Annotated in this window: 10 protein-coding genes; 6 read left to right on the forward strand and 4 right to left on the reverse strand. The window is 58.8% G+C overall.

The features are described from left to right. Positions 1-681, forward strand: coding sequence for a glutathione S-transferase family protein (locus tag EUZ85_RS16010; RefSeq protein WP_127970230.1), 681 nt, complete (start codon positions 1-3; stop codon positions 679-681). Here EUZ85_RS16010 and EUZ85_RS16015 read toward each other — a convergent pair. From EUZ85_RS16015 to fepD, 3 genes are read right to left on the reverse strand one after another with little or no spacing between them, the layout of a single operon-like run. Next, positions 626-1,510 (reverse strand): ABC transporter ATP-binding protein, encoded by an 885-nt coding sequence (locus tag EUZ85_RS16015; protein WP_127970231.1) that lies wholly within the window; start codon positions 1,508-1,510, stop codon positions 626-628. The two genes, EUZ85_RS16010 and EUZ85_RS16015, sit on opposite strands and share 56 nt — an antisense overlap. Beyond that, on the reverse strand, positions 1,507-2,556 hold the full coding sequence (gene fepG, locus EUZ85_RS16020; RefSeq protein ID WP_127970232.1) for an iron-enterobactin ABC transporter permease: 1,050 nt from the start codon (positions 2,554-2,556) through the stop codon (positions 1,507-1,509). The genes EUZ85_RS16015 and fepG overlap by 4 nt, the downstream gene beginning before the upstream one ends. Then, on the reverse strand, positions 2,553-3,542 hold the full coding sequence (gene fepD / locus EUZ85_RS16025) for a Fe(3+)-siderophore ABC transporter permease (RefSeq protein ID WP_127970233.1): 990 nt from the start codon (positions 3,540-3,542) through the stop codon (positions 2,553-2,555). The genes fepG and fepD overlap by 4 nt, the downstream gene beginning before the upstream one ends. A gap of 207 nt (positions 3,543-3,749) precedes the next feature. On the opposite strand from fepD, the gene entS reads away from it, so the two are divergent. Beyond that, positions 3,750-5,036 (forward strand): enterobactin transporter EntS, encoded by a 1,287-nt coding sequence (entS, locus tag EUZ85_RS16030; protein WP_127970234.1) that lies wholly within the window; start codon positions 3,750-3,752, stop codon positions 5,034-5,036. A 71-nt stretch (positions 5,037-5,107) separates the two neighbouring features. Here entS and fepB read toward each other — a convergent pair whose 3' ends face one another. Beyond that, positions 5,108-6,172, reverse strand: coding sequence for a Fe2+-enterobactin ABC transporter substrate-binding protein (gene fepB, locus EUZ85_RS16035; RefSeq protein WP_127970235.1), 1,065 nt, complete (start codon positions 6,170-6,172; stop codon positions 5,108-5,110). A 384-nt stretch (positions 6,173-6,556) separates the two neighbouring features. Here fepB and EUZ85_RS16040 point away from each other — a divergent pair, with 384 nt between their 5' ends. The 4 genes from EUZ85_RS16040 (at position 6,557) to EUZ85_RS16055 (ending at position 12,890) form a co-directional block, all read left to right on the forward strand. Beyond that, complete coding sequence (locus EUZ85_RS16040; RefSeq protein WP_127970236.1) at positions 6,557-7,729, forward strand: efflux RND transporter periplasmic adaptor subunit; 1,173 nt, start codon at positions 6,557-6,559, stop codon at positions 7,727-7,729. 13 nt (positions 7,730-7,742) lie between these two features. Beyond that, entirely contained in the window at positions 7,743-10,913 is a 3,171-nt protein-coding gene (locus tag EUZ85_RS16045) for an efflux RND transporter permease subunit (protein WP_127970237.1), read from the forward strand. A 309-nt stretch (positions 10,914-11,222) separates the two neighbouring features. After that, a complete protein-coding gene (locus tag EUZ85_RS16050) occupies positions 11,223-12,368 on the forward strand; it encodes an iron-containing alcohol dehydrogenase (RefSeq protein WP_127970238.1) in 1,146 nt (381 codons plus the stop codon). Between the two features lie 159 nt (positions 12,369-12,527). After that, a complete protein-coding gene (locus EUZ85_RS16055) occupies positions 12,528-12,890 on the forward strand; it encodes a hypothetical protein (protein ID WP_127970239.1) in 363 nt (120 codons plus the stop codon). Positions 12,891-12,900 lie beyond the last annotated feature (10 nt).

Raw genomic sequence — 12,900 nt, forward strand, 5'->3', positions numbered from 1 at the left:
ATGAGTATCGGAACGATTGAGCTGGTTAGCTTTAAGTTATGTCCTTACGTGCAGCGCTCTGTGATCACGCTGTTGGAAAAAGGCGTTGTGTTTAAACGCACGGATATCGATCTGGCGAACAAACCGGGCTGGTTTCTGGCGCTTTCCCCCACAGGAAAAGTGCCCTTGCTCTTGATAGATAACAAGGACGCTATTTTCGAATCGGCGGTGATTTGCGAATACCTCGATGAAGTCACGGAGGGAAGCCTGTTCCCGGCGGACCCTAAATCACGGGCGCTGCATCGGTCATGGATTGAGTTTGGCTCACAAACCCTGGATGCGATCGGCAGATATTATTCCGCTCAGGACAAGGAGAGTTTCAGCAAGGCGGAAGAACTGCTTCGGCGCCGATTTGAACGACTGGAAGACGTGATTGTCGGCCCTTACTTTTCAGGGACGAATTTTATGATTGTGGACGCTGTTTATGCGCCGGTGTTTCGCTATTTCGACGTGTTTAACTCTTTAATCAAAATCGATCTGTTTAAGGGACTGGCGAAGGTCGAAGCCTGGCGCCGGCAGCTGGCGGCCAGACAGTCTGTCATCGACGCGGTGGATGCGGATTTCGCCGAGGCGTTGATAGCCTTTGTCATTCGCAAACAGAGCTATCTCTCGCATCTGCTGCAATCGTCAAAGCCTGCGTAGTTTCTTTCCCTCGCGGTATCACCAGCGGCGTATGGCTCACGGGGTCTTCAATGATCAGGCTGGGTAGGCCGAAGACCTCTTCCACCAGCGCTTCGGATATGATCCTGGCGGGCGGGCCTTCAGCGATGACCGCCCCGTCGCGCATGGCGATGAGATGAGTAGCGTAGCGGCAGGCGTGGTTGAGGTCGTGCAGCACCGCAACGAGGGTGCGGTTGTCTCTGCGGTTCAGAGTACGAAACAGCTCCAGCAATTCGATCTGATGGGTGATATCCAGATAGGTGGTGGGTTCGTCCAACAGCAATAAGGACGTTTGCTGGGCCAGCGCCATGGCGACCCAGACGCGCTGACGCTGGCCGCCGGAAAGCTCATCCACCAAGCGGTCGGCCAAATCCTCAACGCCGGTATTGATCATGGCTTCGTTTACGACGTTTTCATCTTGCCGGCTCCAGCGTCGAAAGGCGCTTTGGTGAGGATAGCGACCCCGCGCCACCAGGTCCCGCACGCGAATGCCCTCCGGCGTGTTGGCGCTTTGCGGCAGCAATCCCAGCTGACGCGCAACCAGTTTGGCGGGATAGCGGTGGATGTCCTGACCGTCGAGCAGTACCTCGCCCGAGACGGGTTTCAGCAGGCGGCAAAGACTGCGTAGCAACGTGGACTTGCCGCATCCGTTAGGGCCTACGATCACCGTAAAAGACCCATCTGGAATCGCCACATTGAGGTTTTCACTGATCACTCGCTGCTCATATCCCACCGTCAGGTTTTGAGCCCGCAAGCGCGGCGCCTGGCGTGGCGGCGGATCGATGTGCAGAGGAGAGGGCTGTCGCGTCATGAGGTTTTCCGCTGTGAGTCGTTGATAAGCAACCAGGCCAGATAGACGCCGCCGACGCAGATGGTGACGACGCCGACTGGCAACTGGCTGGGGGCGAACAGGTGATGTGCGATCTGGTCCGCTGCGAGTAGCAACAAGGCTCCCATCCAGGCGGAATTCAGCAGACTGACGCCATCGGCGGCCAGTAAGCGTCGGGTGATCTGCGGCGCCGCCAGCGCAATAAAACTGATAGGACCGGTGGCGGCGGTGGCGGCGGCGGTCAGTGACACCGCCAGAATCATGAGGGTCAGGCGTGAGCGGTTAACCGGTACGCCCAGCGCCTGAGCAGCGTCGTCACCCATGGCCAGCAGGCGCAGGCGTCTTTGCAGAGGAACCACGGCGGCGATGGCCAGCAGACAAAAAATCAGGGATGGCGACGCTTTGCTCCAGGTGAGGCCATTCAACGAACCTGCTCCCCACAAGGCGGCGGACATGGCGGATTCCAGACTCGCGCTGATCATCATCCAGGTGTTAAGCGCATTGAGCAGAGCGCTGACTGCGATGCCGACAATGATTAATCTGAATCCCTGGGCGCGTCCTTTGCGCCAGGCGAGGGCATACACCAGCAGCGCCGTCGTTAATCCGCCTAATAAGGCTCCAGCGGCGGTCGTATAGTATCCGCCGTGGAAGACAGCGATCACCAGCAACGCGCCGCTGTATGCGCCAGTATTAAAGCCGACCACGTCAGGACTGCCCAAAGGGTTACGGAGTAACGACTGGAATATGGCGCCACTCACCCCCAGGGCGGCGCCGAGAATCAACGCCGCCGTGATGCGGGGAAGTCGCCATTGCGTCACGACAACTTGCGCCTGTTCCGGGCCTGCGCCGAACAGCGCCTTCATGACGTCGCTGAAAGGCAGCGTCAAGGCGCCCCAGCCCAGCGCGACTAAACTCAGTCCCAGACAAATGACGCACAGCACGCCTCCCAACTCCAGCGCGCGTTTGTGAATAGGGAGGTTGAAAGGAGCGTCCATTCCGCCAATGAGAAAATAATCGGCGCGATTCACTGCGCGCCTCCCTGGTGGCGTCGCGCCAGCCAGATCAGCATGGGCGCGCCGAGAAAGGCGGTGACAATGGAGACGCGTAATTCGCCTGGGGTGAGGAAACGCCCCAGGATATCCGCCGACAACAGCAAACAAGGGGAGAGGGTTAGCGTCAGCAGGATGATCCAGCGCTGATCGGCGCCCATTAGCCAGCGCGCGATATGCGGAATCATCAGGCCTACGAAAGCAATAGGTCCGGCTGCTGCGGTGGCGCCGCCGCACAGCAAGGTGATCGCCAGGATAGACAGGCCCTGCGCCCACTGTGGTTTCGCGCCCAGCGCCACCGCCAGGTCCTCTCCCATGGCGATGGCGTTAAGCGGCGTCGCCAGGAACAGCGCCAGGAGAATCCCGCACACGATGACGGGAGCGACCCACAACACGGGCTCCAGGCTGCGCACGTTCAGTGAGCCTGCGCTCCAATAACGCATGGTGTCGAAGACGGAAGGGTGCAGCAGGGTGACGGCGGACGCCACGCCAGCCATGACTGCGCCAATGGCGACCCCCGCCAGCACGAAACGCAATGGGTCCATGCGCGTCGCCCCGTAAAAGCCCGCGAAGAACACCAATAACGTGGTGAGTAAGGCGCCCAGCGACGCCATTCCGAGATAGCCCGCCTGGGAGTGAACGCCGAAAAACGCCACTCCAAGCACCATCGCCAACCCGGCCCCGGCGTTGACGCCAAGTATGCCTGGCTCCGCCAGCGGGTTGCGGGTCAATGCCTGGATCAACGCCCCGGAGGCGCCCAAAGCGACTCCGGCCAACAGACCCAATAGCGTACGAGGTAAGCGGCTTTCCAGGATGATCGTGGCGTCAGGGCCTCCGGCGTCGCCAAACAGGCTGTCCATCACGGTGGCGAAGGGAATCGCCTTCGCGCCCAGAATTAAACTGAGCGCGGCGATCAGACCCAGCAGCGCCAGACTGACTAGAAAGATAGCCCAACGAGTCTTCACGCAATGACGCCGACCATAAGGCCGGGAGGAATTGGAAGAGGGGGAGAGAGTTACGCCGCTCAAAATATCACTTAATGCAAATGAGAATGATTTGTATTAACGATTGGTATACTATCATGCTGCGCTAACGGGTAAAACCATTCCTGCGCAATCCTGCGAATAGAGGCAGGGAAATCACTTCTATTCATCACTTCTTTGGCTGGTGTAATGAGCAAATCATCTATCTTTGTGGACTTCAGTCTGCTCAAAAACAACTCGCACTTTCGCGCTGTTTTCGTCGCGCGAATGATGTCGGTATTCGCCCTTGGCATTCTCACCGTCGCCGTTCCAGTGCAGATACACGAGCTTACCGGCTCCACGCTGCAGGTCGGTTTCGCCATGGCTCTGGACAGCGTCGGCATGTTTGTCGGTCTGATGTGCGGCGGGGTATTGGCGGATCGCTTCGACCGTCGCAAGTTGATTCTGACTGCGCGCTTTTTGTGTGGCGCCGGCTTTCTCGCCCTGGCGTTAAACAGTTTCGTGGCGGAGCCGTCGCTGCTGGCGTTATATATCGTTTCCGCCTGGGACGGCTTTTTCGGCGCCATGGGCATCACCGCGCTGATGGCGTCGATTCCGACCCTGGTGGGGCGTGAAAATCTGGCCGCCGCCGGGGCGTTGAGTATGCTGACCGTGCGCTTTGGCGCGGTGATGTCTCCAGCGGTGGGCGGCCTGATTATCGTCTCCGCCGATGTGAGCTGGAACTATCTGCTGGCGGGCGTTGGCACTGTGGCGACCTTGCTGCCTCTGGTGCGGCTGCCGTCCTTGAAACCCGGGGATCACTCGCCAGGGCATCCTCTGCAGGCGTTATTGGAAGGCTTTCAATTTCTCTGCAGCCACAAAATAGTCGGGGCGGTGATCGTCGTGGGTACGGCGCAAACCGTGCTGAGCGCTATTCGCGTGCTGTTTCCGGCGCTGGCTGAAGAAGGCTATGGCGGAGGCGCCTTTGAAGTGGGTCTGATGTTCTCAGCCGTGCCTCTGGGCGCCATGCTCGGCGCCTTCACCAGCGGCTGGGTCGGCGGCTGGCGGCGTCCCGGCGCGTTGATGCTGGGGGCGATGACCGCTTCAGCGCTGGCGGTGGCGTCCCTTGGCGTAGTGAGCCATATCTGGCTGGCGCTAGTGGCGTTGGCGCTGGTCGGCTATCTCGGCTCTATCACGTCTCTATTACAGTTCATGCTGGTGCAAAGCCATACGCCAGATCGGTTGCTGGGGCGGGTGAACAGCCTGTGGAGCGCTCAGGATGTGGTGGGCGATGGCGTCGGCGCGGTTGGACTGGGGGCGTTGGCGCGGGCGGTGACGCCGGTGCTGGGCGTCTTTTCCTTCGGCGTCGCAGTAGCAATGGCGGGGGCGGCGATGACCTTGGGGTTCGGCTCCTTGCGGAAAATGCAGTCCGGTGAGCCTGCAGAAGAAACCGAACCTATGGCGGGCTTTGTCGCAGAAAACGAAGAACCGGCCTAATGCCGGAACGACCCACTGCGCTCAGTGATGATTCAGGCGCAGTGGGTAGAGAAGGTAAACCCGGTTGGCTCTCAAGGATGCGTGATAAACGACGTATTGGCGTCGGCGACCGCAGCAGGCGTTTCAGGAAACAGGTCCGTCAGTCGCTGCAAGAGATTGCTGGCGCTGTAATAGTCCAGACGAAAAGTATCCAGCCCCACAGCGTACACCCGGTTGCTCTGGATAGCGGGCGTATGGGCGAGAAATTTATCCTGGCTGATTTGCCGAACCCGATCTTCATTGGCGGAGAACAGCAGCATGGTGCGTCCCTGTAAGCCGTCGGAAAGGTTCTCTCCGGCGAGCTGCACGATGTCTTTACGCACGCCCTGGCGAGTGCCGCCCTGAACATGGGAGGGTGGCGTGGCGACTTCGAAGCCCAGCGCCTGCAATAGCTGGCCTTGCGCAGAATCCGGCGTCCACAGGTTGGCGCCGGAGCCGTCTTCGTAATACACCAGCGCAGAGACCGGCTGCGGTGGCAGCTGGATGCGCGCTTTCACATCAGCGACCCTGGCGTTGAATTCATCGATTACCGACTGCGCCTGTTGCTCGCGGCCTGTGGCGGCGCCCAGGAGAGAGGCCAGCTGTTGCCAGCTTTTATCGTCGTAGTTGAGCACTAACACCGGCGCGAACAAACTGAGTTGCTCGTAAAGAGCGAGGGCGGAGTCCCCGCCGGTTCCCGCCATGACAATCAAATCCGGCTCCGCCGCGATGATGGCCTCGGCGTCCGGAGCGCCCTGATAAATCGGACGTACGCCGCGCCGGCGGGCGATATCGCCCCATTGCCGGAAAAAGCCCTGCTCGTCGGCGACCTCGGTGTTGGGCGAGGAGGCTCCGCTGGCCACCACGGGGGCGTCAATGGCCAACAGAACGCCAGTCAGCGTCACGCTGGTGGAAACAATGCGCTGCGGCGCGCGCGCTATGGTGAGGTCGCCTTGCGGTGTGGACAGCGTTCTCGGCCAGGTCGACGCGTTTTGAACGGTGAGGGCGGGCGCGGCCTGTGTTGATGTGTTGGAAGTGGCGTCTCTGTCTGCGCCGCAGGCGGTCAGCAAACTGGCGCACAGCGTCAGGAAAAGAAACAAAAAGCGATTGTGCGGCATCGTGATATCTCTACCCCTTGAGTGAATGATTGGGCCCTAAGTCGCGCTGGCTACGGCTTTACGCGATTGTTGACGAAAAGCGGCGCTATTAATCAGGCAGACAAATAGCGTCCTTCTATTTGTCTGCAACGACAGGGCCTGCACATGTCAGGCCCTGTCTCCCGCGGCTTGTCGCCGCGCAGGCGCGTCCATGCGCCTGGTTATTAACATTCCAATATCATTGCCATGTTAATAACGCGTTGACAGGATGGCGGTCAGAACTCATATAATGGTAACGCAAATGATAACTATTATCATTAAGTGTTTGTTGATCATCATCAATTCTTTGGAAGCGCGTCGCCGAGGCCGTCTTTCCCGATTCAGGAAGTGTCGAACGCAGTCATCATGGAAAAAATTCGCTATTTTCTACGCCACCTATTACTCCACTTGTTACGCCACCTGATGCTTCCCCTGTTCCTGACCGGATGCGACGAACAGGAAAGTCCTGTCACAGCTCCGCCGCCACCGCCAGAAGTCGGCGTGGTGACGCTGTCGCCTCAGGACGCGCCAATTCGGACGGAATTATCAGGGCGGACGGTCGCCTATCGCTCCGCGGAGGTGCGCCCACAGGTCAATGGCGTTATCGATCACCGTCTGTTTACCGAGGGCGCATTGGTGGACTCGGGGCAGGCGTTGTATCGCATTGAATCCGATCGCTATCAGGCCCTGTTCGATCAGGCGCAGGCTAATCTGGCGACAGCCCAGGCGCGGCTGGACAGCCTGAGCGCAAAGAGTCGGCGTTATGCCGAGCTGGCCGCCAATAAAAGCGTGAGCCGGCAGGATCATGAAGACATTCAGGGCGACTATCGGCAGGCGCAAGCCTCGGTGCAAGCGGCGCAGGCGGCGCTGCAACTCGCGACCGTGGATTTGCAACGCACGGAGATCGCCGCGCCCATCGCGGGACGTATTGGTCGTTCTGCGGTCAGCGAAGGCGCTTTGGTGACGGAAGGGCAGAGCGCGCCGTTGGCGTTGGTGCAGCAACTGGACCCGATCTATGTGGACTTGACGCAATCCAGTCGCGAGTTGCTTTCCTTGCGCCGGGCTCTTTCGCAGCAGTCTGACTCTCATACAGCCGAAGAAGTCAGGCTGAAACTGGAAGATGGCTCCGACTATCCTCACCCAGGCGTTCTGCGTTTGACGGAAGTCAGTGTGAACGAGCAGACCGGTTCGGTGACCTTGCGTGCGGAGTTTCCCAATCCCGATGGACTGCTGCTGCCTGGGATGTTCGTGCGGGCGGAGCTGACGCGGGGCGTGCATTCGGATGTTTATCTCACGCCGCAACAAGCCGTAACGCATAACGCCCGCGGCGAAGCCATGGCGATGGTGGTGACGGCGGAAGAGGTTGTGGAAGAACGCCTCCTGCATATCCTGGGCGCGCAGGAATGTCACTGGATTGTCGGCGCAGGCTTAAAGCCCGGCGACAGGGTGATTGTGGAAGGTCTCTTGAACGCTTTCCCCGGCGAGTTGGTGAGAGCCACCGAGCTTTCCGTTGATCTCGCTGCGGCGACCCTTCAGTAACAGGCGCGAACTAATGAATGACTCTGTACAGGCTGATGACCTGCGCCGCCGGAACTTGGCTGAATTCTTTGTTAACCGCCCGGTGTTTTCCTGGGTGGTGGCGATCGTGGTGATGTTGTCTGGCGCGCTGGGTCTAATGTCCATGCCGGTGTCGCAATATCCGGATATTGCGCCGCCGACGATTATGATCTCCGCCAACTATCCGGGCGCGTCCGCTGAAGTGGTGGAAAACAGCGTCACGCAGATTCTTGAGCAGGAACTGAAAGGGCTGGATAACCTGATGTATTTCAGTTCCCGCAGCAGTTCATCCGGCGCGGCGGAAGTCATGCTCACTTTCCGACATGGGACCGATGCGGACATCGCCCAGGTGCAAGTGCAGAATAAAGCGGCGCAGGCGTCGGGGCGTTTGCCGGCGCCGGTGCAGCAACAGGGACTGACCGTCAATAAGTCCCAGAACAACTTTCTGATGATTCTGGCGTTCTATGACGCCAGCGACCGCCTCAGCGACACGGATATTTCCGACTGGCTGGCGGGCAGTCTGCAAGATCCTTTGAGCCGGGTCGACGGCGTGGGATCAGTGCAGAATTTTGGCTCCTCCTACGCCATGCGAATCTGGCTGGACCCGCACAAACTCAACAGCTATCGGTTGATGCCACAGGACGTCATCGACGCCATTGCGACGCAGAATACAGAAGTCTCCGTGGGAGAACTCGGCGCGCTTCCCGCCAGACCGGGACAGCAGTTAAACGTGAGCGTCACCGCCATGTCGCGGCTGACGTCGCCGCAGCAATTTCGCGACATTCTTATCAAAACCGACGGGGATGGCGCAGTAGTGCGACTGGGCGATGTGGCGCGGGTCGAGTTAGGCGCCGAAGACTACGGCGGAACTACCAGGCTTAACGGGCATCCCGCATCCGGGTTGGCGATCATGCTGGCGCCCGGCGCCAACGCCCTGCAGGTCGCCGAGGCGGTGAAGCAAAGGGTGGCGCAATTGCGCGCTAATTTTCCGCCGGGAGTGGACGTCGCTTTCCCGGAAGACACCACTCGTTTCGTGAAGTTATCCATCGAATCGGTGTTGCTGACCCTGGTGGAAGCGGTTGCGCTGGTGGTGCTGGTCATGTTCGTCTTTCTGCAGAACTGGCGCGCCACCTTGATTCCCGCGATTACAGTACCTGTGGTGCTGCTGGGAACATTCGGCGTGCTCGCCGTCGCAGGCTATTCCGTCAATACGCTCAGCCTGTTCGCTATGGTGCTGGCGATAGGTCTGTTAGTGGACGACGCCATTGTCGTAGTGGAAAACGTTGAGCGCATCATGCGTGAAGAAGGACTGGATGCGCGGGCGGCGACGCTAAAATCCATGGCCCAGATCACTGGCGTATTGATCGGTGTGGCGGCGGCGCTGGCGGCGGTTTTTCTACCCATGGCGTTTTTTTCCGGATCGGTGGGGGTGATCTATCGGCAGTTCTCCGTCACCCTGGTGGCGGCAATGGCGTTGTCGGCATTGGCGGCGATTTGTTTGACGCCTGCGCTATGCGTCAGATTCCTGCGTCATGGTCAGGCGTCCGCCGGTGTGTTCAGCGCCCTGAATCGCGGCTTCAGCAGGGTTCAGGATCGTTATGTCGGCGGTCTGGGTTTCATGCTGTCGCGGCCGTTGCGTTTCAGCGCCGCTTACCTGTTAGCGGTGGCAGTGATGGCGTTGGTGTATTGGCGCTTGCCCACCGCGTTTATTCCCGATGAAGACCAGGGAACGGTTCTGGTCCAGTTCAACCTGCCTGCAGGCGCGACCTATGATCGTACCGCCAAGGTGGCGCAAGAGATTGAGCGCCACTTCATGGAGCAGGAAAAGGCGAATGTGGAGTCCGTGTATATCCTGTCCGGCTTCAGTTTTGACGGCGCGGGACAAAACGCGGGCATGGGGTTTGTGGCGCTGAAAGACTGGTCTGAACGGAAGGGCGCGGTAAACAGCGCGCAGGCGATCGCCGATCGCGCAACGGACACTTTTGGTCGTTTGCGCGACGCTCAGGCCTACAGCATGGTGCTGCCCCCGATTGAAGGTCTGGGGCGCAGTAACGGCTTCGAACTCTGGTTGCAGGATTTGGGTGGCCTGGGCGCTGAGGGGCTGGCTGAGGCAGCGGCGGAGCTGGAGCGACGTCTTCAGGACGGCGAGCGCTTTTCCTACGTTCGCGCCGGCGCTGATCGTAATGTCCAGCAACTGCGCGTGGAGATTGATCGCGAAAAGGCCTCCGCTTTGGGGCTGTCGCTGGAGGATGTCAACCAGACCCTGAGCGTCGCCTGGGGCGGCTATTACGTGAATGACTTCGTGCATCAGGGAAGAGTGAAGAAAGTGCTGGTGCAGGCGGACGCTCCCTATCGTGCGTCGCCGGACGATCTGCGTCACTGGTTTGTGCGCGGCGCCGGCGGCGCCATGACGCCATTCACCGCCTTCAGCGGTACGGAATGGCGCAATGGCCCCACGGAATTAAGCCGCTATAACGGACTGCACGCCATTCCTGTCTTTGGCGCGGCGGCGCAAGGCGTCAGCTCTGGCGATGCGATGGCGCAGGTCGAAGCGCAGGCGGCGCGTTTACCGGGAACCAACTTTGAGTGGAGCGGCCTGTCCTATCAGGACAAGCTGGCCAGCGGTCAGGCTCCGCTGTTGTATTTGGCGTCGATCCTGTTTGTCTTCCTGTGTCTGGCGGCGTTATACGAGAGCTGGACCATACCCTGCGCGGTGGCGCCGGTCATTCCTCTTGGTGTGTTGGGCGCGCTGTTGGCGGTGTACTGGCGCGGTTTGCCCAATGATATCTATTTCCAGGTTGGACTGCTGACGACTATCGGACTGTCCGCCAAGAATGCGATTTTGATCGTAGAGTTCGCTGAAGCGGCGGTGCGCCAGGGCATGGCGCCAATGACCGCAGTGGTGGAGGGCGCGCGTTTACGCCTGCGCCCCATCCTGATGACCTCACTGGCGTTCGGCGCAGGCGTAGCGCCGCTAGCCCTGTCCACCGGTCCCGGCTCAGCGAGTCAAAACGCGATTGGAACAAGCGTCCTCGGCGGCGTACTGACAGCGACCGCATTGGCGATATTTTTTGTGCCGCTGTTTTATTTGTGGGTGAAGGGCGCGTTTTTCACAGGGCGACGCAGGGCGTTCGCAACAGTGAAAAAATCCGGGGCAGTGGCGTAATCCTGGCGGGTGCGCGAACTGGACTTATTCATTTCTTAAAACGCTGCGTCGCACCGTCGCCGGCGCAGCGCTGATCCTTTGTGTTTATCCCGATTCTGTTTAATCCTTGCCTATTTCTGTTTAACTTCCCCTTGCAGAGGGTTGGATGCTTTGCTTCCCGGTGGGATAGGAGTATGTTCCTGTCCCATATTCGACGCGGATGTTTTTATCTTCCTCATAGTGAAAGGCCCTCTATGAGTATGCGCAATTAATCCGGCGCCGCTCCGTGTCGACGCGCCTGTAAAGTTATCGCGACTAAAGGAAGTGAGTATGAATTTTTCTTTTTCCAACAGCACTCGCATTGAGTTCGGCCAAGGCCGCATCGCCAAGTTAGCCTCATTGATCGACGCAGATCAGAAGGTGTTGGTGGTGTACGGTGGCGGCTCCATCAAAAAGAACGGCGTTTACGATCAAATCAAGGAGGCGCTGAAAGATCATTCCTGGCTGGAGTTTTCCGGTGTAGAAGCCAATCCCACGGTGGAAACGCTGGATAAAGCCGTGGAGTTGGCGCGCAAAGAGAAAGTGAATTACATCCTGGCGGTAGGCGGCGGTTCGGTGATTGACGGCTGTAAATATATCGCGGCTGCAACCCTGTATGACGGCGATGGCTGGGATATTCTCACCCGTAAATACACCATTGCCCGCGCGCTGCCTTTGGGCGTAGTGCTGACCTTGCCGGCTACGGGTTCAGAGTCCAATGGCGGCTCCGTTGTGACCAAAGCCGCGACCAAAGAAAAACTGTCCTTCGGCTCTCCATTGGTGCTGCCTCGCGTCGCGGTGTTGGACCCTGATGTGATCAAGTCTCTACCGGAGCGCCAGGTCGCCAACGGCGTTGTCGATGCATTCGTGCATATTTGTGAACAGTACTTGTCCCATAACAGCGACGCCTGGGTGCAGGATGGCTACGCGGAAGCGTTGTTGCGTAACTTGGTGCGTCTGGCGGAAGAGTTTCCGCAGCGTGACAACGATGTGTGGCGCAACAACCTGATGTGGACCGCTAATCAGGCGTTGAACGGACTGATCGGCGCCGGCGTCGCGCAGGATTGGGCGACTCACATGATCGGTCATGAAATCACCGCGCTCTATGGCGTTGACCACGCTCGCACCCTGGCCATCGTGCAGCCCTCGCTGCTGCGCGTGCAGATCGCGGAAAAGCGCGCGAAGCTGGAGCAAATGGGGCGCACTGTTTTCAATCTGCCCCAGGACGAAAACCTGGCGGAAACCACGATCGAAGCCATCGAACGCCTCTACAGCAGCTTGGACATCCCCACCAGGCTCTCCCATGCTGGCATTGAAGGCGAGACAGCCGTTCCGGCCCTGGTGGACGCGCTGGAAAAACACGGCATGACCGCACTGGGTGAAAATCGCGCAATCACTATAGACGTCAGCCGGGAAATCCTGCAGCGCGCGGCTTGATGAATAATTGCGCTAAGCAAGATTATCGATAAGGGAAATACGCGAAAGGGCAGGGATGCCCTCCATGCTTTAACCATCAGATTTAAAAGGCTTCTAACGACGGATTCAGGTACAATTATCGCCTGTTGAAACGCTTCATACAGGCAGGTATCGATAGCCATGCAACTCGTCTACACATTGTTTTTCTCCCCCTCACAAGACTTGAATCTCTCCCGCTTTATCGGAATATTCACCTCCCGAATTAAAGCCGATCAGGCAGTCGCCGACTTATCTCACCAAGCGCCATTTCAGGGCCTGACGGACCAGTTCGTCATTAAAGAATGTCCTTTAGATCAATTGGCCTTCGAACCGGCAAGCCTGCTTGAAACTGCAACGCCAAACTGGTCAGTCTGGCGTCAGGACGATAACAACAATACTTTCTTCATCCAGGGCGACATGACTCAATCCGAAGCTTTGAAACTGGTGAAAGACTACGAAGATAGAGGGCATAAGCAGATGTATTGGGCGAAGAGGGATAGTTAGGAACTGGAGA

The sequence above is a fragment of the Hahella sp. KA22 genome, from assembly GCF_004135205.1.
GTDB lineage: Bacteria > Pseudomonadota > Gammaproteobacteria > Pseudomonadales > Oleiphilaceae > Hahella.

Bases quoted from the DNA above. Each gene is read 5' to 3' on its own strand.
- EUZ85_RS16010 (WP_127970230.1), top strand. From the start codon at position 1: ATGAGTATCGGAACGATTGAGCTGGTTAGCTTTAAGTTATGTCCTTAC.
- EUZ85_RS16015 (WP_127970231.1), bottom strand. From the start codon at position 1,510: ATGACGCGACAGCCCTCTCCTCTGCACATCGATCCGCCGCCACGCCAG.
- entS (WP_127970234.1), top strand. From the start codon at position 3,750: ATGAGCAAATCATCTATCTTTGTGGACTTCAGTCTGCTCAAAAACAAC.
- fepB (WP_127970235.1), bottom strand. From the start codon at position 6,172: ATGCCGCACAATCGCTTTTTGTTTCTTTTCCTGACGCTGTGCGCCAGT.
- EUZ85_RS16040 (WP_127970236.1), top strand. From the start codon at position 6,557: ATGGAAAAAATTCGCTATTTTCTACGCCACCTATTACTCCACTTGTTA.
- EUZ85_RS16045 (WP_127970237.1), top strand. From the start codon at position 7,743: ATGAATGACTCTGTACAGGCTGATGACCTGCGCCGCCGGAACTTGGCT.
- EUZ85_RS16050 (WP_127970238.1), top strand. From the start codon at position 11,223: ATGAATTTTTCTTTTTCCAACAGCACTCGCATTGAGTTCGGCCAAGGC.
- EUZ85_RS16055 (WP_127970239.1), top strand. From the start codon at position 12,528: ATGCAACTCGTCTACACATTGTTTTTCTCCCCCTCACAAGACTTGAAT.